Raw genomic sequence first — 19,602 nt, forward strand, 5'->3', positions numbered from 1 at the left:
TACGTTCTCCTAGCCTGTCCACACATTTTGCGACTCCCAGACAAAGGAAGCGACCATGTCGGAAAAAATCTTTCCCACCCAGGCCCGCGTGGTCATCGTCGGCGGCGGAGTCATGGGGGTCGGGTTGGCCTACCATCTGGCGCATGAAGGGTGGGGCGATGACGTGGTCCTGCTGGAAAAAGCGGAGCTGACCTCTGGTAGCACTTGGCATGCGGCGGGGCAGATCACCCACTCAACCTCCAGCTTTAGCCTTGGCAAATGCGTTGATTACAACATTGGCCTCTATTCCGGCGGGCTTGAGGCCGAGACGGGTCAAGCGGTGACGTGGCATGGCTGCGGCTCGTTCAGACTGGCCTATACCGAGGATGAAATGGACTGGCTGCGCCACACGCTGTCTGTCGGACGCACGTTGGGGTTCAATATTGAATTGGTCGGGCCTGAGAAGGTGGCTGAATTGCATCCATTCTACAATCTCGAAGGTGTTCTGGGGGCACTGCACACACCCGATGACGGCCACGTGGATCCGACGAATGTGACCATGGCCATGGCGGCGGGCGCCCGGGCCAAGGGCGCCCGGATCATCCGCCGTTGTCGCGCCACGAACATCACCCAAGCCGAAAGCGGCGAATGGGTGGTCGAAACCGAGAAGGGCACAATCACCTGCGAACATGTGGTCAACGCTGGCGGCACCTATGCCCGCCAGATGGGGGAATGGTCTGGGCTGCAACTGCCCATGACATCAATGACGCACCATTATTTTGTCACAGACGAGGTGCCGGAATTCCAGAATTTGGAACGCGAACTGCCCGTTATTCGCGATGATCGCAAAGTCTCTGGTTACATCCGGATGGAGCAGAAGAAGGGGCTGATTGGTATCTATGAGAAGGCCAACCCCAACACGGTCTGGGAAGATCACTGCCCGTGGGAGGCAGAGAACGAGCTGTTCGATGCTGACTATGATCGCGTCATGCCATGGCTTGAAGAGAGCCTCAATCGTATGTCGATCTTTGCCGATCTGGGCATCGCCCGCGATGTGCACGGCGCGATCTCGCATCCCCCCGATGGCAATCCGCTGATCGGCCCTGCTCCGGGTGTGCGCAATTACTGGTGCTGTTGCGGCACGCAGATCGGCATTGGTTGGGGGCCGGGTCTTACGCGAGAGTTAGCGCGCTGGATGGTCCATGGGGCTGCGGATATTTCGATGCGCGATTACGATCCACGCCGTTTTGGCAGCTATGCCACCAAGGAGTGGCAGGTGGTGAAGGCCCGCGAGGATTACTGTTTGCGGCATGAAATCCCGTTCCCGCATTTCAACCGTCTTGCAGGGCGACCGATCAAACCCTCGCCCTTGCATGAGACACTGAAAGCCAAGGGAGCGGTGCACGAAGAGGTTTACGGCTTTGAACGCCCCCGCTGGTTTGCCCGTAATGGCGTCGCGCAAGAGGATCACTACTCCTTCCGCCGGACGGTTGTTGATGACATGGTGGCGACTGAGGTCAAGGCCGTGCGCGAAAGCGTGGGGATCATGGATGTCACCGCCTTCACCAAGATTGAAGTGGCTGGCCCCGATGCCTACGCCCTGCTGGATCGGCTCACCGCGAACCGGATGCCGCAGAAGGTCGGGTCCATCACGCTCACTCATATGTTGAACCGTGCGGGCCGGATCGAGTTGGAGACCACCATCGTGCGCATGGCTGAGGATCGCCTTTACTTGGTCTGCGCCGCCTTCTTTGAACAGCGCTTGCTGGATCATCTGGAAGCGCACCGCGATGGCGCTGATGCCATCGTGACTGCCTTGTCCAGCACATGGGGCGCGCTGTCACTGAACGGGCCAAGGTCCCGCGATGTGCTGGGTGCTTGCACCGATGCGGCGCTGGACAATGCGTCTTTCCGCTGGCTATCCGCGCAGAAAATCACCATCGCCGGCCACAAGGTCTGGGCCTTGCGTGTGTCCTATGCTGGCGAGTTGGGCTGGGAATTGCACATGCCATATGCCGCGATGGTCGATGTTTACAGCGCGCTTTGGTCCGCAGGCCAGGCGTATGGCATAACGGATTACGGCAGCTTTGCGATGAACGCGATGCGGATGGAAAAGGGCTTCAAAGGTGCGGGCGAGCTGACTAACGAGGTGACACTGGTCGAGGCCGATGTGCTTCGCTTTGCGCGCACGGACAAGGACTACCTTGGCCGCGACAAGACGCTCAATAGCGAAATGGCATGGATCTGCGCCTACCTTGAGATTGAGCCGGATGGCGAGATTGACGGCCATGGTGGTGAGGCGATCTTGCTGAATGGCACCGTTGTCGGGTCTACCGCTTCAGTAGCATACGGCCCGACCGTGGGCAAAATCCTTGCCTTTGCCTATATCAAACCGCAGGCGGCTGACCCCGGCACGGCGCTTGAGGTTGTTATCCATGGCTCGCCCCGAAAGGCACGCGTGCTGGGCGAGCCCGCGTATGATCCGCAAAGTTTGCTGCCACGCACGGATGCCGTGCTGGAGCCAGCACCGTGAGCTTGCCAGCAACGATGCGCGCTGTGGTCACGATGGGACACGGCGATCTGGATCAACTGGTGTTGCATCCCGACTGGCCGCGCCCCGATCCTGAGCCGGGTGAGGTGCTTATCCGCGTCGGCGCTTGCGGGCTGAACAACACCGATGTGAACACGCGCTCTGGCTGGTACTCCAAGACAGTGACGGATGCCACAACGGGCGGTGCCTTTGACGAGGTGGGCGAAGATGACCCGACATGGGGCGGCGCACCGATCACCTTTCCGCGCATTCAGGGGGCTGATGTCTGCGGCACCATCGTTGCCGTGGGCGCAGGTGTCGATGCCGCGCGTATTGGCGAGCGCGTCATCACGGACGGCTGGCTGAGAGACGCAGACGCGCCTGAGGACATGAACAAGACCGGATATTTCGGGTCAGAGCGCAATGGTGGCTTTGCCGAATATACGACCATACCGTCCAGCAATGCCCTGGACGTGAATTCCACGCTGAGCGACGCCGAACTGGCGACATTTTCTTGCTCTTATTCTACGGCTGAAGGCATGTTGACCCGCGCCCGGGTTACGGCGGACGATACAGTGCTCATCCCCGGCGCGTCCGGCGGTGTAGGCGGTGCGCTGGTGCAACTGGCCAAACGCCGTGGTGCGCGGGTTATCGCAATAGCATCAGAGGGGAAACACAGCGATGTGGCGGCCCTTGGTCCGGATATGATCCTGCCGCGCGCGCCTGCCCATCTGCGCAGTGCTTTGGGCGATGAACGCATTACGGTCGTGGCCGATGTTGTCGGTGGCCCGTATTGGCCCAGCTTGATCGACATCCTGGAACGGGGCGGGCGCTACACCTGCTCGGGCGCGATTGCAGGGCCGATGGTGTCCCTTGATCTGCGCACCTTCTATCTGCGTGATCTGACGTTCACAGGCTCGACCGTCATTGATCTGGAAGTCATGCCCAACATCGTGCGCTATATTGAGGAAGGCGCGATCAAGCCCTCCCTCGCCGCCACCTATCCACTTGAGGATTTGCGCGCTGCCCAGAGCGCTTTCATCGCCAAAGAGCACACTGGCAACATCGTCGTGACGCCATGAAGATCACCCGCATCACCGTCTATCAGATTGCCTTACCGCTGGAGCATCCTTATTGGCTGTCCGGTGGGCGGCTCAAGTTCGAGGTTCTCGATGCCACGCTGGTGAAAATCGAAACCGGTACGGGACTCACGGGCTGGGGCGAAGGCACGCCCTGGGGACATACCTATGTGCCTGCCCATGGTCCGGGCATCCGCGCAGGGATCGAGACGATGGCCCCCTTCATCATTGGCCTTGATCCGCGCCGGGGACTGGAAATCGAGCGGGCGATGGACCTTGCGCTGCCGGGGCATCTCTATGCCAAATCCCCCATCGACATGGCCTGTTGGGACATCGCAGGCCAAGCGGCGGGCCTTTCGATTGCTGATCTGATGGGCGGCGGATCGCGCACGCCGCGACCGATCGCGTCGTCTGTCGGGGCAAAGACCGTGGAAGAAACCCGCGCCGTTATCGAGCGTTACCGCCAGCGCGGCTATGTTGCCCATTCGGTTAAAATCGGCGGCGATATAGAACGCGATATCGCACGCGTGCGTGATGTGGAAAGTCTGCGTCGCGATGGCGAAATCGTCCTCTATGACGTCAATCGCGGCTGGACCCGCCAGCAGGCCTTACGTGTTATGTCCGCAACCGAAGACCTGAACGTGATGTTTGAGCAACCCTGCGAAAGCCTTGACGACATCGCGGCGATCGCAGGCAAATATGCGGCGCCTGTGTCTGTCGATGAAAGCCTTGTGACATTGCAAGACGCCGCCCGCATTGCGAGGGACGGATTGGCTGAGGTGTTTGGCATCAAGTTGAACCGCGTGGGTGGCCTGACCAAGGCAGCACGTATGCGCGACATCGCCTTGGCACACGGTATCGATATGTTTGTCATGGCGACGGGCGGGTCTGTGCTGGCCGACGCTGAGGCGCTGCATCTGGCCGCGACTATTCCGGATGCAAACTGCCACGCGGTCTGGGCGTGCCAGGATATGATCACGCTGGACATCGCAGGCGGGCGTGGCCCACGCAATATTGACGGCCACCTCCACCTAACGGAAGCGCCGGGTCTCGGCGTGCATCCCGACGAAGATGTCTTGGGCGATCCGGTGGGGGTGTACGGATGAAGATCAAACGCCTCTCTCTTTGGCATGTGCCGCTGACCAGTCACACGGCCTATTACATGGCAGAAGGCAAAACCTGCGACACGGTTGAAACAGCGGTGCTTTGCATTGAAACCGACACAGGCCTGACCGGCTGGGGCGAGGTTTGCCCGATCCCGCATTACCTGCCTGCCTACGCGCGCGGTGTGGGGCCGGCGTTGTCCGAGCTTGCACCGGTTATTCTTAGCGCTGATCCCATCGGGCCAGAGGCGCTCATGGCCAAAGCAGACGCCTATTTACCCGATCATCGTTATGCTAAATCGGCGCTTGATATCGCCCTTTGGGATCTTACCGGGCAAGCCGCGGGGCTTCCACTTCATGCGCTTCTCGGTGGGCAAAGGCAGGCTGATTTGCCGCTGTATCATTCGATTACCTGTATTGAGCCTGACGAAATGGCTCGCATCGCAATTGAGGCACAGGCGCAGGGTATGACCCAGTTTCAAGCGAAATTGGGTGCGTCGGGTGACTGGCAAACGGATGTCGAGAGATTGATCAAGGTGCGCGAGGCCGTTGGCAGTGGGCCCATTCTTTATGGCGACTGGAACTGTGGCTCGACCTCACTGGATGCAACGCGCACGGGCCGCGCAGTGGCACATCTGGATATCATGCTGGAACAGCCCTGCGCCACGATCGAAGATTGCGCGCGTGTGCACAGTGCCACAGGCCTTCCCATGAAGCTTGACGAATTGGTCCACGACACGGCCAGCCTCCTGAAGGCGCATCAGTTGGGGCTAATGGACGTTGCCGCACTCAAACTGTCAAAGTTTGGGGGACTATCGGCCACCCGGCGTGCGCGTGATCTTTGCCTGCATCTGGGGGCCAAGATGTGCGTTGAGGACACGTGGGGAAGCGACATCACAACAGCAGCCGTCCTGCATCTTGGTGCCGCCACTGATCCTGCAAGGGTGCTGAATGTCTGTGACCTGTCTGGCTACGTCTCGCCGCGTCTTGCCCAGGATGCGCCCACGCGCGCACAGGGCCGCATCGCCCCACCCCAAGCGGCGGGCCTTGGCATCGCCGTTGACAAAACCGCCCTGGGCCAACCTGAACTAATACTGGACTGAGAATATGCAAAAACTGACCACCCAAGCCGAATGGACCCAACGCGCCCGCGCGGTTTTGCCCGCTGCGGGGTTCGGAAATTTTGACGCCAGTATCGTGATCGCCCGCGGTGAGGGCAGTCATGTCTGGGATGAGGATGGCAATGAATACATCGATTACCTGATCGGATCGGGTCCGATGTTGCTGGGTCATGGCGATGATGAAGTCATGGAGGCCGTACTTGAGCAGCTGCCAAAGGGTATGACCTTTTTCGCCAATAACGCGCAAGGCATCGCGCTGGCCGAGGCGATAGTGGATGCGGTGCCCTGCTGCGAACAGGTGCGCTTTGTGACCTCGGGGGGGGAAGCGGACATGTATGCGATCCGACTGGCTCGCGCCTATACAGGCAAGAGCAAGATCCTGAAATTCGAAGGTGGCTACCACGGGATGAGCGCCGAAGCTCAGATGAGCCTTGCCCCTGCAAGGGCCGTGAACTTTCCCACTGCTGTTCCGGACAGCGCGGGCATTCCGCAAGGTGTCGCTGACGAGATGCTGATAGCACCCTTCAACGACCTTGAGGCCGTGGCATTGCTTTTGTCAGAGCATGACGATATCGCCGCAATCATTGCAGAGCCTTTGCAGCGGATTATCCCGGCGGCCCCCGGCTTTTTGCAAGGGCTTCGCGCTTTGTGCGACAAACACGGCGTTTTGTTGATCTTTGACGAGATCGTAACCGGCTTTCGCCTTGCCTATGGCGGGGCACAGGAACGCTACGGCGTGACGCCGGATATCTGCACGTTGGGCAAAATCATCGGCGGCGGGTTCCCTTTGGCGGCCCTCGGAGCCAGCGTTGAAATCATGGCGCATTTTGATAAGACTCACGTGGGGGCTGAGAAGTGGCTGATGCAACTGGGCACATTGTCTGGCAATCCGGTTGCGGCAGCTGCGGGCCTAAAGACGATGGAAATCCTGCGCCGTCCTGGCCAATATGATCGCTTGCGCGCGCTCGGCCAAAGCTTGATGGACATGCAGACTATGGCGCTAACTGAGGCGGGAATTGCCCACCGAGTTTGCGGTGATCCGACCCTGTTTGATATCTATTTCACCAGCCACGACGTCAAAGATTACCGCAGTGCGAAACATCTGGACCCACAAGACAACGCGACCTGGAACGCAAGCTTGCGGGAGCAAGGTATCTTCAAATCACCCGGTAAGCTGTATCCGTCACTTGCCTTGACTGAATCTGACCTGCACCAGACCAAAGAAGCTTTCAGGAATGCCGCGGTAGCACTCGAGAGCAGCAAGTCGGTTAACGCGTGAAAGGTGCGGCATTCAAATAATTTGGTTCGTAAAGAAAACAGAATAAGGAAAGCAGCCGTTGCGCTACGTTAGGTCTATGACCGCTCACTGGCCACTCGGCTTGGCCCAGATTATGCAGCTGCAGCGAAAGTCCGGAATGACGGGACGCACCGCAGCGTCAGGTTGTAGTCGCGAACGGCGACGCTGGGCCGTACAGACCCAACGGATCAATCCGCAACATCGACTTTGTAAATGTGGCTTTCTGCGCCTAGCTGTCGCTGATGTTGACTGCAGCAGTGGCAATCCAATGCTAGGGTGTTTCAATGACCGTATTCGAGCAACTGACTCTCAAACCTCGCATTTGCGGTGTAGATGGTTTGGCACTCAGTGTTGGCGATCCCTTAGGCTTGTGAGCGGTCGTTACAATCATCCTCAAAGCTGTTTTCGAATTTCGCTAGGTCGTCAGCTGGGCCTTGTTCGCGTTGGTATCGATCAAGTTTGCCGGTGTTCCGAACCGCCTCTTGGCCTGAAGCAGTAGCTCGTTTCTTGGTGTCCTAATGCGTCGCAGGACTTGATTGGAAGAGGATTGGCAACGTTTCGCAATCCATAAACTTTTTGATCAACGGTGCATCTCGAAAATCCATCTATTACATTGATTTTGATTGATTTATTTTTCCCCCTGAATCCTACCACCCCAGCCAGTACTTTCCAGCCATAGACGTAAGAGCGGCGGAGCGCCGACTGGCCCCAATCGCCCCCGTTTCTGCCCCAGTGGTTTCGGTTCGTCTGAGTGGCTCTGGCGAGGCTCTGAAGCCCCCCCCCCCTTGATGTGCCTTTACCGCCTGCTTGAGTTGACCCCTCCCGCTGTGGGAGAGGCCGTCAGCGTTATGCCTGAGTATAGTGGGGCAGAGGGAGCCCCCCCCCCTGAGACGATCCGGTTCCCCCATCTCGTTGAAGCACCGGTGACGCACCTCCTCCCCTCTGTTACCTAGGGTCTAGGAGGGGGAAGGAAATAGGTATAAGTAATGAATAGAAGGCGGAGGGGAGAGACCCCCGGTTCATCCTTCCTTACCCAGAGGAAAGGTCACCTATGGGAGACATAGAGAACCCCGGGCACTCCCGCCCCATAGACGTCCATCGCTGGTCCGACCATCCAGAGGTCGCCGGGTTATGCGATCGGATCTGACTAGCTCTAATCAGATACCAGTCCCTGGCGCCAAGGCTTACTATTTCGTCTGGGTGCTTTGGGTCTCCATAAGTTGATAACCTCGAACTCCTTTTTTGAGACCAGATACTTCCAAGTTTCACCTGTATAGGTGACGTGCTCATTGGAAAGAGGGGAGAACGTTGCCAGGTAATTCCGCTTACACTCCAGGAGAACATAGGTGTTCATCTCCAGATGACGCTCCATTGTATACTTGAAACCATCGCTGGGTCTTTCAAACTCTTCATAGGGGCGAACAGCTTCGACGACTTGTCTCCTAATTTCACGATCTTCGACCGGATTACAATTTGACTCAGACAAGTACAAACTCTGGCATGATGCACATACTAAGAGCGCAGCCATAGATAGATTTTTTATGCTAGTCCCCGTACCTTCCATTCTAGTACCTCTTTTGAAATTCAATCTTTTAAATTCACTTCAGCCTCAACGGCTCAACAGGCCGACCAGTCCGCTGCTCATGCTCAGCCATCCGTCGCAGATACCCCTCTGACCTAGCAACCTGCCTGAAGGCCACATAATCTTGGACGTACTCCGCCCCCGGATCAACTTCATCCAGCCCATAGAAGTGGTTCGCTGTTGGCAGCGCCACCCCGCAGACGCGCTCCGAAGCCACGGCCATTAAGGCGCTGAGAACCGCCCGCTTATGATTTCACTGGGTGCCTGCTGGGCGAATTTCACCGGTCGCCAGAACAGGAGACGCGTCCAGGTCTTCAGCGTCCAACATGGTTGCCACCCGTTCCAAGTTGGCAACCAGCATCGCCTGCTCCCAATCCTCCATGGCCCGAAATTTGCGTACAAATCGTTGCTGTAGTGGGTCGGGCGCATCAACAAGAGTTTCACGCCCCGCATCGGTCAGCAAAATATGAATTTGTCGCCGATCTTCACTGGATTTCTGCCGCAAAGCCAGACCATCCCGGACAAGCTTATCAACCAGAGAAGTAACTGTCCCTTGCGAGACCTGCATGCGCATTGAAATTGTCTTTGCCGTCACAAAGCCACTCTCCGAAATGATCTGGAGAACGCGGAACTGGGCAGGGGTGACGCCAGTAGCTTGACGGATTTCGCGCCCGAATAATTCAGTTGTTCGAATAATGCGGCGCAGCGCGATCAGGCTGCTGTCGATACGGTCCATAAAATCTCCGATAGTTCAGACATCAAAGCATACAGCGGTAAATAGGTGATTTCAATTCTCAAATAACTTCCACTTTCGAAGCAATTACTGGTCATTTTGCGACCTTCACCGCCGAATAGCGTCAAAAATCCGCGTTACCTAGGTGAATTTGCTTTGACTGTTGAAGTTTTGTCGGTTGCCTGATACTTCGACATTTAAAGCGATAGGAGAAACCCAACATGCAACACCCCATTGACCCAATGCGCATCGATCTCCCCTCAGTTCGTAAGCCCGTCGCTGAAGACGGAGCCAAGGTTTGGGAGCTGGTGCAGGCTTGCAAGCCGCTTGATGAGAACTCCATGTACTGCAATCTCTTGCAGAGCGATCATTTTGCCGGCACCTGCTGTCTGGCAGAATTGTCCCAAGAGATGGTGGGCTGGGTCTCTGCTTATGTATTGCCCAATGATCCTGAAACGCTGTTTGTTTGGCAGGTCGCCGTGGCCGAAAATGCGCGTGGACGCGGGCTGGGCTCCATGATGTTGCAATCCATTCTGCGGCGACCTCAGTGCAAAGACGTAAACCGCCTGCAAACCACTATCACCGCTGACAATAATGCTTCCTGGTCCTTGTTTCGCAGGTTCGCGAGTTTTCAAGACAGCCAGATGGACATCCAACCCTACTACACGCAGGCCCTGCATTTCCAAGAACGGCACAAGACGGAAAACCTCGTCACTATTCCTCTGACAAGGCAGCAGGCGCTCGCAGCCTGAGCGATGCGTATGCCGTTTTTTGCCAGCCAGTTCTTCCTGCCCCCTCTCAAATCTGAAAGAAACCCTATGTCTACACAGCTTGCCAGCAAGGCCATTTTTGGTCGTCGGGAATCCGAAGCCCGCAGCTATTGCCGCGGGTTTGATACAGTCTTCACGTCCGCCACGGGCTCCGAGATGATCGACCAAAGCGGACGGCGATACATTGACTTTCTTGCTGGGTGTTCGTCTTTGAACTACGGGCACAATGATCCGGACATGAAACGCGCCCTGATAGCGCATTTGGAAGCCGATGGTGTTGCCCATGGTTTGGACATGCACACAGCAGCAAAGGCCCGGTTTCTAGAAGTTTTTGAGCAGTTTATCTTGCAGCCACGTGAGGTGGATCACAGGGTGATGTTTACCGGACCGACGGGAGCAAATGCTGTTGAGGCGGCGATGAAAATCGCCCGCAAGGCCACTGGACGCAGCAATATCATCTCCTTCACCAATGGGTTTCATGGTGTCACCCAGGGCGCCCTGGCAGCAACTGGCAACAGCTATCACCGTGGCGGTGCCGGAGTGACGCTCAACAATGTGACGCGGATGCCCTATGACGGCTTTATGGGACAGTCCTGTGACACAACTGATTTTCTGGAGGCCATGCTTAAGGATCGCTCTTCGGGCCTGGACGCACCTGCCGCAATTTTGCTGGAAACAGTTCAGGGTGAAGGCGGGTTGAATGCCGCCACGACGGATTGGTTGCAGCGCGTTGCAGAGCTGGCGAAGGAGGCCGGTGCTCTATTGATCGTCGATGACATTCAGGCAGGCTGTGGGCGCACGGGTGGGTTCTTTTCCTATGAAGAGTCTGGCATCAGCCCTGATATCGTGACCCTGGCAAAATCAATATCTGGCTTTGGCCTGCCCATGGGGCTGGTGCTCGTTAAGCCAGAACATGATGTCATGGGGCCGGCCGAGCATAACGGGACATTTCGGGGCAATACTCATGCCTTTGTGACTGCCACCGTTGCCATTGAAAAGTTCTGGTCAGATGACAGTTTGCAGAAGGATATTCTGCGCCGTTCAGAGATCATTGCGCGGGGGCTGCAAGCCCTTGCTGAGATGGTTCCTGATGCGCGCCTTAAGGGGCGCGGCATGATGCGGGGCGTGGACCTGCGATGTGGTGATCTGGCAGGCAAGATCTGCGCGCGGGCTTTTGAGCAGGGCCTCATTATTGAGACTTCGGGCTCCGAAGATCAGGTGGTCAAGATCCTTGCGCCCCTTACAACGCCTGACAGCATGCTTGAGGCCGGGCTCACTATTCTCATCAACGCCGCACAGGATGTGATTGGCGCCCAAAAATTTGCCGCGGAGTAAGGCTATGATTGTACGAGACTTCAACGAAATCATTAAAAGCGAGCGGGGCCGCGTCGTATCAGACGCCAAGTGGAGCAGCGTGCGGATGCTGCTGGCAGAAGATCAAATGGGGTTTTCTTTCCATATCACATTCCTCGAGGCTGGCTCCGAGCACACATTTGAGTACAAAAATCACTTTGAGAGTGTCTATTGCATGCAGGGAACCGGTTCGATCACGGACCTCGCGACAGGTGAGATCCACCTCATTCGCCCAGGGGTTATGTATGCTTTGGATAAACACGACCGTCATACTCTTGTTGCTGAAGAAGAACTGGTCATGGCCTGTTGTTTCAATCCGCCCGTAACCGGAAATGAAACCCATCGAGAGGATGGATCCTACGCCTTAGAGGCTGAAAATGCCTGATTTTTTCCAGCGGAGGCAGGTGTGATTTCTTGAAAGTCTTGCCTCCTTTAAGGGCAGCAGGCACGCCATCGCCAGGAGACTGGATATGAATAAGCTGGTCAAAACACTGGAGGCCGCGGAAGGTGTTCAGGATCGATTGAGCATCATGTACAACACTCTTCGGCATCGTATTTGCACGCTGCACTACCCGCCAGGTATGCGCCTGTCGGAAGCGGATTTGGCAAAGGAGTTCGCCTGTAGTCGCACGCCCCTGCGCCGCGTTTTGGCCTGGCTAGAGAGAGAAGAGCTCATCGCATCGCGCCAAGGGGTTGGTACATTTGTGACGACAATGAATGCCGCCTCCCTTGCGCAAAACTTTGTCGTACGAGCAACACTGGAACGCGCGATTGTTGAAATTGACCCTACAACGGATCTGGTGACATCTTTACAACGTTTTGAAGCCTTGAATGGGCGTTGTGCTGAGTTGAACGCAAAACCGAACGTGGTCGACTTTGCGCGGCTTGATATGGAGGCATTTGATGCCTTTGTCGAGATTACCGAAAACCTCGCCCTGCGGGCCAGCGGAAAAAGCTACTACGGCCGTACCACGCGGCATCAACTGCATAGTTTGGCGAAAGACATAGATTGGTTCAATGCTGCTTGTGAAAACCTTGGCGCGCATGTCAACAATATCCACTCAGCAATAGCGGTGAAGAACTTGGAAGCCGCAGCGTACTACCAAATCGCTTACACCAGAATGCTAGCACCCTAAATTAGCTCTCCTGAACGGTGTGCTGCTCAGTTCCACGTGATTGACTTCCAGCGCCAAATGAGTTGCCTTTCCAGCCAAGAGAAATCAGAAGAAAACACTCACAACGAATGCCTGCTGGTTCTTTGAAATCACGCAGTCAGTTGGTCTGCTCTACACTGTGGTTTCAACGGGTCGTCGCAACACTCTAGTCTTTTTGGAAGGATGGAGTGTTAGGCATGAAGTATCGGACGCGGACATTTTACACTGATAATCAGAAGTCGGAGATGTGGGATCGCTGGCAGCGTGGAGAGTCGATGAGTTCGATTGGGCGTTGCTTTAATCGCGCGTCATCATCGATTTTCCCGCACCTTGCGGTAACCGGCGGCATTCGTCCGCCAGCCCGCACCAGATCCCGCCTTGCTCTGACCTTAATGGAACGAGAAGAGATTTCTCGTGGCCTCGCTGCCAAGAGTTCGTTTCGCGCGATTGCGCGGGTCTTGCAGCGGTCACCTTCGACGATCAGTCGGGAAGTTCATCGCAACGGTGGTCGGAATGCGCATCTGAAAGGTCAGACATGGCTTTATGCCCCGTTTCTGCTCGTCACTGATCCCAGCTGAATAGATCCCGTAGGTCAGCCCGTTCTCTGACCGTGCCGATTGGTGGCCGACCAGAGACGCAGTCCAATGCTCAGGAACGCCGGTTCGCTCGCACTGGGTCACGAACCACTTTCTTGTTGAATGGAACATCAGCCCGGGCCGCTCCAGTCTCAAGCGTCGTCTGAGCACTGCGAACCCCTTGGTCACATGAGCGACTGTCAGGTCAGGGAACAGCGGGCCTGCTGACCCGGTGTGGTTCAGAATGCCCCTCGTAATGCCCCCACCTGTATGTGGGTCGATCAGGCTCCGGTAGTAGCGCTATATACGATCAGTCCTCCAGCAGAATGGGCAACTAGATGACCGCCAGCATTGAGCGCAGCAACAACGGGTACCATTGTGTCAAATTTGCCAGCTGCTGCGACGCAATGCATGGTGGCAATGGATAATCCGCGATGCATTCTAAGCGCCGAAAAAATATCAATTTCTGGATTTCAGGATCATTTAATCACCTGCAAAAAGCCCGCCCCAACAAGCTCGGGGCGGTAGTTCAGGGAGGTGCTATTGTGGTTCAACAACCAATGCCCCGGACTTCATGGCATCGATCAGTTTTGCGACCTCGTCAACAACTTCGACCGGGATATCCGGGTGGAAGGACCCGATACGCATTGCCAACTCGTTGCTCATGGTTGCCCGATAAAGCTCGCCGTCCAGCTCACTTGCGGCCGCCCGCTCCAGGTAGGAGCGCATGTTACCGCGCACATCCAAGATCGCGGACTGAAGAATTTCCGGCCATTCATTGATTGCATCACGGTAGATCCCAATGCCGTAGACGCCCTTTTCCTGCACGGCCTGCATAGCCCCGAGCGTTGCGCTGTCCATGGTCGGCCAAACAACATCCGCGCCCTGCGAAATCTGATTCAAAGCGGCCTCCTTACCTTTGGCAATGTCGTCCCAGTCGCCCGTCCAGGTCACCAGTACACTGACGTCAGGGTTTGCAGCCTTGGCGCCTGCCTCATAGCCCGCCACAGTATCCGTGGTGAACTTGAACTTTTGCGCGGCGATGATGCCAATCGTGTCGGATTGTGTCATCGAACCGGCAATATAGCCCATGAGATAGGCAATCTGACTGAAGTAAAAATCAGCATTGGCAACGTTCTCCTTGGTGCCAAGGCCATTGTTGACCATGAACATGGTTTCCGGAAACCGGCTTGCGACACGTTCCACGGCGTCCTGGAATTCACCACCATGGCCGATCACCAGGTCATATCCGCGACGGGCGTAGTCGCTGAGCACTTCGATCTGCTCGGGCTGGTGCACGCTTTCGGAAAAGGTGGTTTCAAAACCAAGGGCCTCACCGGCCTGCGTCAAACCTTCAAACCCTGCCTGGTTCCAACCATTGTCAGAAATTGAACCTGGCATCACAATAGCGGCCCGTTCAAAGTCATCGGACGCTGCAGGACCGGCCAACATCAGTGCCGCAAGTCCTGCTAAGATGTTATGTTTCAGTGTCATTTATCTTCCTCCCGAGTTGATATGTTGTCAAAGTTTGCAGGGGGAAGCCGGACGTGAAAAGCGATGGTTTCTCACGTCACGGCTGAGTTTTATCTATGCTCACGATCATAAGGCAGTCCCACACTGGCCGGGGCACTGGCCTTGGCCCCTAGGATCACCAAAGCGATCAAAGAAGCGATGTAGGGCAGGATTAGGAACAGCTGATAGGGCACTTCCGGCGATGAGAACTGCAGTTTGAACTGGGCCGCGTCACAGAAGCCAAAAAACAGAGCTGCACAAACAGCACCGATCGGTGACCAGCGTCCCAAGATAATGGCAGCCAGAGCGATGAACCCTTTGCCGGCACTCATGCCTTCAGCAAAGACATAGACCTGTGAAAGGACCAAATGCGCCCCCGCCAGAGCTGCCAAGGCGCCGCTAATCGAGATCGCAAGATACTGCAGACGAAAGACCGGGACACCGGCCAGGTCGGCGGCTTTTGGGTTTTCACCCACCGCACGCAAATCCAGCCCCTTATGCGACTTCATGAGCCAATACCAAGCAAGGACGGCGATGCCGATCAGCAGGTAGAACAGCGGGTCTTGTGAAAACAGCGATGGGCCTAGGACCGGGATGTCTGACAGCAGCGGTATGCGGACTTGGGTGAACCCTTCAACGCGCGCACCACCGGCTTGCGCTCCGAAAATCTGGCGGGAGAGAAAGGCGGTCAGCCCGGCCAATAGTAAATTGAGGGCAATCCCTCCGACCAGTTGATTGATGCGCAGTCGAATGGACATGTAGCCGAGAAAAAGCCCCGAGACCAGACCGCAGATGACGCCGCAGCCGAGCCCGATCAGAGCAGAGCCCGTCGCAAAGGAACCTGCCGCTGCCCCCAGGGCACCGGCCAAGATCTGGCCCTCCAGACCAATGTTGTACAACCCGCTTCTTTCCGCGATCACGCCACCAAGGGCGGCAAAGGCGATAGGGGTGCCCAAACGTGCGGTTCCGGCCAGGACGTCGCCCAATAAAACAAGATCAACCATGGGCTAAGCCTCTTTCTTTTTACTGTGCTTCTGGCGGCCAAACAGGCCCCCGATCAGCAGGTTTTTCAGGATGGATTTTGATGAACTTCGTGGTGCAACAAGGGCAGCAGCAACAAAGACGACGACAAGCCCCTCGACCACTTCGATGACAGAGCTGTCAACACCGATAGCGCGTTGCATCGTACCGGCCCCCGCGGACAACCCGGCCAAAAACAGAGCAGTCAATGGCGCGACAATCGGGTTGAGAGCTGCAAGAAAGGCGACAACAATGCCGTCGTAGCCATATCCGTCACTGAACAAGTGGAAGAGCCGATACTTCAAACCGATTACTTCGATTGCCCCGGCCATTCCCGCGAGGCTCCCGCCGATCAACATGGCGCGGATGATGGTCTTCTTTTGATCCACTCCGGCGTAGGCAGCTGCCCGGGCATTGCGGCCAACCAGGTCTAGCTGGAACCCAGAAGGCGTGAACCGCAGCCAGAAATACAGAATGAGCGCCAGGGACAGCCCAAACACGAACCCGGCATGGGCATCTGAACGGGGCATCACAATCGGCAAACGATAGGCTTCAGCGACCTCCTTCGAATAGGGATAGGGAGCCCCCTCTGCCAAGAGTGGTCCGGCGACAGCATAGCTAACGATGTGGATCGCCACGAAGTTCATCAAAAGCGTCACAATGACTTCGTTGGTGCCGCGATAGGCCTTTAGATAAGCTGGTATCGCGGCCCATAAGGCTCCGCCAATGGCGGCGGCCAGAAAGATCAGCGGCACCCCCAGCACAGCGGGTAGGTCCGGGGCGGCTAATGCAAAGACCGTGCCAAAAAGCCCGCCTATGTATATCTGGCCTTCGCCTCCGATGTTAAACACGCCCGCGCGCATCGGAATGATTACAGCGAGGCCAGCCAAAAGCATGGGCGAGGCTTTCACCAGGGTGTTGGAAAACCCCCAATAGTTCAGGAAGGATTCAAAAAACAGAACCTTGTAGGCCGCAAAAGGATTGTGCCCGTCGAACAGGATCAAAAAGCCACCTACAGTCAATGCAAGAAGTAGGGCTACTGCAACTCTGCGCTGCATGACCAAGCTATTCATACTACCTCCTCCGGCGATGCCGTCATTAAAAGCCCAATGTTCTGAAGCGTGGTGTTCTGTGGATTGACAACTCCGGTGATGCGTCCAAACGCCATGACGGCCACGCGATCCGAGATCTCCAGAACATGTTCCAACTCTGTCGAGATATAGAGCACCCCGACGCCGCTCTGGGCGACGGCGCGGATCTGGTCCTGAACGAATTGCGTTGCCCCGACATCAAGACCTTTGGTCGGTTGCACGACCACCAAAAGGTTCCGTGCTCGCGCGACTTCGCGGGCCATAACGATCTTTTGCTGATTGCCGCCGGACAGGGCTGAGGCATTCAATTTTGGGTTGGACGGACGGATGTCATAGGCTTTGACGGCGTCTTCGGCGATTTTGCCGATGGCACGCCTTGAAATCATCCCACCGGACATGAACTTGTCCTCACCAATCGAGCGAAAGGCGAAATTCTCTTCGACGCTCAGTGACAGGACTAGCCCCTCTGCGTGGCGATCTTCGGGCACAAATCCGATGCCATCAGCGATGCGCGCAGCGATGGAACTACTGGAAATCTCCTTGTCGCCGAGAAGGATTGTCCCGCTCGTCTGCCGCTTCAACCCCGTGATCACTTCGCTGAGTTCGGTTTGTCCATTGCCGTCAATGCCCGCAATCCCAAGGATCTCCCCTGCGTGCAGAGTTAGATCAACCTCCTTCAAAATCTCAGCACCGCTGGAGGTCGTGAGGCTGACATCAGAAACAACCAACGCTTTCGCGGCTCGCGTCGTATCCAGGCGCATCTCTTTGGTGTTTGGTTTCTCCGTGGGTTGGTCAGCATCAGCTTGCCCCATCATCAGGGCCGACATCTGGGCCATGGGTGTGCTGGCCACTGGCAGAATGCCTTCAACACGGCCATGGCGCATGATCATGACGCGATCCGCAATCTCTCGGATTTCGTCGAGTTTATGGCTGATGAAAAAGACCAGGCACCCAGTGGCAACAAGCTTGCGTACCCCCTGCAGGAAAGGCGCCACTTCGGTTGGAGCAAGAACACTGGTGGGTTCATCCAGGATCAGGATCGACACGTCGCGAAACAGAGCCTTCAGGATTTCCACCCGCTGCTTCATGCCGACGGCCATTTTGGCCACAGGCACATTGAAATCCACGGTGAAGTCGAAATCATCACATAGCTGACGAATGCGCGCGCGCGCCGCTGGGCCACGTTTTTCACGAGGAAGCCCGATCAGAATGTTTTCCTCTGCGGTCATGGCGTCAACCAGGCTGAAATGCTGGTGGATCATGCCAATTCCGTGCTCGATCGCCGCTGCGGGACTGGTGACAGAAATCTGCACCCCATCCAGTACTATTTGGCCACTGTCAGGCTGATAGAGACCGATTAAGACGCTGGCGAGCGTCGTTTTTCCTGCACCGTTCTCGCCCAAAATCGCGATGCACTCTCCCTTTGAGGCAAGTAAATTGACATCATTTAGTGCGCGCACAGCACCGAAGGTTTTTCCCACCCCGGTAACTTTTAAGAATTCTTCCAAAACGACCTCCCAACTTTCGCACAATTTGACGGGAGAACGCCGAACCACCTCAACCGATATGTTTTCATTCGACAGCTGAGAAATTCATACTCACGCGGTCGGAAAAATGGGCTACGATGCAGGGGCGGCAAACTGATCCAAAGGAAAACAAAACAGCGCGATATGGCAAAGGTACCATCTTTAAAAAGCATTCAGACCTTTGAGGCAGCCTGTCGGCACCTGAGCTTCAAGGACGCCGCCGATGAATTGTGCGTAACGCCCACCGCAGTCTCCCATCAAATAAAGTCGCTAGAAGAACAGCTCGGTGTTCCCCTGTTTCACAGGCTAACGCGTGCTTTGAAGCTGACGGAGGATGGGGCGCGTTACGCGCCGTTTATCATTGAAGCTTTCAAGAACTTTGAGGCTGCGTCTCTTGCGCTAGAAGAGGATGTGCTTGAGGGGACCCTGACCATATCCACAACCGGCTCCTTTGCTGCAAACTGGCTGAGCCCAAGGTTGCGCAGTTTCTATGAAAAATACCCCGATATATCGGTGCGTGTCCTGTCCAGCGATCAATTGGTGGACTTTAAAACAAGCAACGTGGATGTAGCCATTCGCTATGGCTCTGGAGACTATGCAGACAGCAATGTTGTATGGGTTTTGAATGACAAGGTTGCGCCGGTTTGTAGCTTGGAAAAGGCGAAAACGCTTGTAAACGCTACAGACTTGCTTGGATCCAAACTCATTGAGTACAAATGGAGCGGGTTTTCAGAAACAGACCCGAGCTGGGCAAGCTGGATGAACGCGGTTGGACTCGCGGACAGAAAAGTCGAGCCCTATGTCACCTATTCCGAAGAACACATCTGCTTGTTGACGGCAAGTGATGGGCATGGCGTTGCTTTGGTCAGCCTGCTGGCCGCAGCACGCTTTCTGGAAAGGCAGATGCTTGTAGCCCCCTTTGACACAGCACTGGACAACAAAAGCTACTTTCTCGTTTGCCCGGAAACATATGCCAACCGGGCGCGTGTGCGGGTCTTCCGCGATTGGTTGCTTGATCAGGCCGATGAGTTTCGGGAAAGCGCAGTTGGTCAAAGGTTCTTTGAAGACTGACACTGCAACCGGGCGCCTTTGGTGAGTTCATTCGTCGGGTGAATTCTTGTCATTTTTAAACTGCGCGGGGTCATGCGTTTCTGGACATCCAATCTGGAGTTTCAGC

At 56.1% G+C, this 19,602-nt stretch carries 15 protein-coding genes and 1 pseudogene; 11 read left to right on the top strand and 5 right to left on the bottom strand.

All coding sequences use genetic code 11. The features are described from left to right. The first annotated feature begins 55 nt into the window (after positions 1-55). The 5 genes from MED193_RS17790 to MED193_RS17810 are packed head-to-tail and all read left to right on the top strand — an operon-like array spanning position 56 to position 7,091. Positions 56-2,512, top strand: coding sequence for an FAD-dependent oxidoreductase (locus tag MED193_RS17790; RefSeq protein WP_009811146.1), 2,457 nt, complete (start codon positions 56-58; stop codon positions 2,510-2,512). Then, entirely contained in the window at positions 2,509-3,591 is a 1,083-nt protein-coding gene (locus MED193_RS17795; RefSeq protein WP_254655467.1) for an alcohol dehydrogenase family protein, read from the top strand. The genes MED193_RS17790 and MED193_RS17795 overlap by 4 nt, the downstream gene beginning before the upstream one ends. Further along, positions 3,588-4,694, top strand: a complete 1,107-nt coding sequence (locus MED193_RS17800) for a mandelate racemase/muconate lactonizing enzyme family protein (RefSeq protein ID WP_009811148.1) — start codon at positions 3,588-3,590, stop codon at positions 4,692-4,694. The genes MED193_RS17795 and MED193_RS17800 overlap by 4 nt, the downstream gene beginning before the upstream one ends. Then, the gene (locus tag MED193_RS17805) at positions 4,691-5,794 is read left to right on the top strand and encodes a mandelate racemase/muconate lactonizing enzyme family protein (protein WP_009811149.1); all 1,104 of its coding nucleotides are present in this window, start codon (positions 4,691-4,693) and stop codon (positions 5,792-5,794) included. Before MED193_RS17800 ends, MED193_RS17805 begins: the two co-directional genes overlap by 4 nt. 4 nt (positions 5,795-5,798) lie before the next feature. Further along, complete coding sequence (locus MED193_RS17810) at positions 5,799-7,091, top strand: aspartate aminotransferase family protein (protein ID WP_009811150.1); 1,293 nt, start codon at positions 5,799-5,801, stop codon at positions 7,089-7,091. Between the two features lie 1,853 nt (positions 7,092-8,944). Here MED193_RS17810 and MED193_RS17825 read toward each other — a convergent pair. After that, entirely contained in the window at positions 8,945-9,427 is a 483-nt protein-coding gene (locus tag MED193_RS17825) for a MarR family winged helix-turn-helix transcriptional regulator (protein WP_009811153.1), read from the bottom strand. A 218-nt stretch (positions 9,428-9,645) separates the two neighbouring features. Here MED193_RS17825 and ectA point away from each other — a divergent pair, with 218 nt between their 5' ends. From ectA to MED193_RS22645, 5 genes and pseudogenes are all read left to right on the top strand, one after another. Then, positions 9,646-10,176, top strand: a complete 531-nt coding sequence (ectA, locus tag MED193_RS17830; protein WP_009811154.1) for a diaminobutyrate acetyltransferase — start codon at positions 9,646-9,648, stop codon at positions 10,174-10,176. 66 nt (positions 10,177-10,242) lie between these two features. Further along, complete coding sequence (ectB, locus tag MED193_RS17835) at positions 10,243-11,529, top strand: diaminobutyrate--2-oxoglutarate transaminase (RefSeq protein ID WP_039967008.1); 1,287 nt, start codon at positions 10,243-10,245, stop codon at positions 11,527-11,529. A 4-nt stretch (positions 11,530-11,533) separates the two neighbouring features. Then, positions 11,534-11,932, top strand: a complete 399-nt coding sequence (locus MED193_RS17840; RefSeq protein WP_009811156.1) for an ectoine synthase — start codon at positions 11,534-11,536, stop codon at positions 11,930-11,932. Between the two features lie 85 nt (positions 11,933-12,017). Further along, a complete protein-coding gene (locus MED193_RS17845; RefSeq protein ID WP_009811157.1) occupies positions 12,018-12,683 on the top strand; it encodes a GntR family transcriptional regulator in 666 nt (221 codons plus the stop codon). Between the two features lie 215 nt (positions 12,684-12,898). Continuing rightward, positions 12,899-13,225, top strand: a pseudogene (locus tag MED193_RS22645) (helix-turn-helix domain-containing protein); the annotation flags it as partial. Between the two features lie 591 nt (positions 13,226-13,816). Here the strand turns inward: MED193_RS22645 and MED193_RS17850 are convergent. The 4 genes from MED193_RS17850 to MED193_RS17865 all read right to left on the bottom strand — a co-directional run bounded on the left by MED193_RS17850 (position 13,817) and on the right by MED193_RS17865 (position 18,407). After that, positions 13,817-14,770 carry a BMP family protein gene (locus MED193_RS17850; protein WP_009811158.1) on the bottom strand — a complete coding sequence of 318 codons (954 nt, stop codon included), beginning with the start codon at positions 14,768-14,770 and terminating at the stop codon, positions 13,817-13,819. A gap of 89 nt (positions 14,771-14,859) precedes the next feature. Further along, complete coding sequence (locus MED193_RS17855; protein WP_009811159.1) at positions 14,860-15,792, bottom strand: ABC transporter permease; 933 nt, start codon at positions 15,790-15,792, stop codon at positions 14,860-14,862. Positions 15,793-15,795: 3 nt separating this feature from the next. Next, positions 15,796-16,881, bottom strand: a complete 1,086-nt coding sequence (locus MED193_RS17860) for an ABC transporter permease (RefSeq protein WP_009811160.1) — start codon at positions 16,879-16,881, stop codon at positions 15,796-15,798. Then, the gene (locus tag MED193_RS17865) at positions 16,878-18,407 is read right to left on the bottom strand and encodes an ABC transporter ATP-binding protein (protein ID WP_039966360.1); all 1,530 of its coding nucleotides are present in this window, start codon (positions 18,405-18,407) and stop codon (positions 16,878-16,880) included. Before MED193_RS17865 ends, MED193_RS17860 begins: the two co-directional genes overlap by 4 nt. A 162-nt stretch (positions 18,408-18,569) precedes the next feature. On the opposite strand from MED193_RS17865, the gene gcvA reads away from it, so the two are divergent. Continuing rightward, on the top strand, positions 18,570-19,496 hold the full coding sequence (gene gcvA / locus MED193_RS17870) for a transcriptional regulator GcvA (RefSeq protein ID WP_009811162.1): 927 nt from the start codon (positions 18,570-18,572) through the stop codon (positions 19,494-19,496). The last annotated feature ends 106 nt before the right edge of the window (positions 19,497-19,602 follow it).

This window comes from Roseobacter sp. MED193, assembly GCF_000152965.1.
In the GTDB taxonomy this organism is placed as follows: domain Bacteria; phylum Pseudomonadota; class Alphaproteobacteria; order Rhodobacterales; family Rhodobacteraceae; genus Pseudophaeobacter.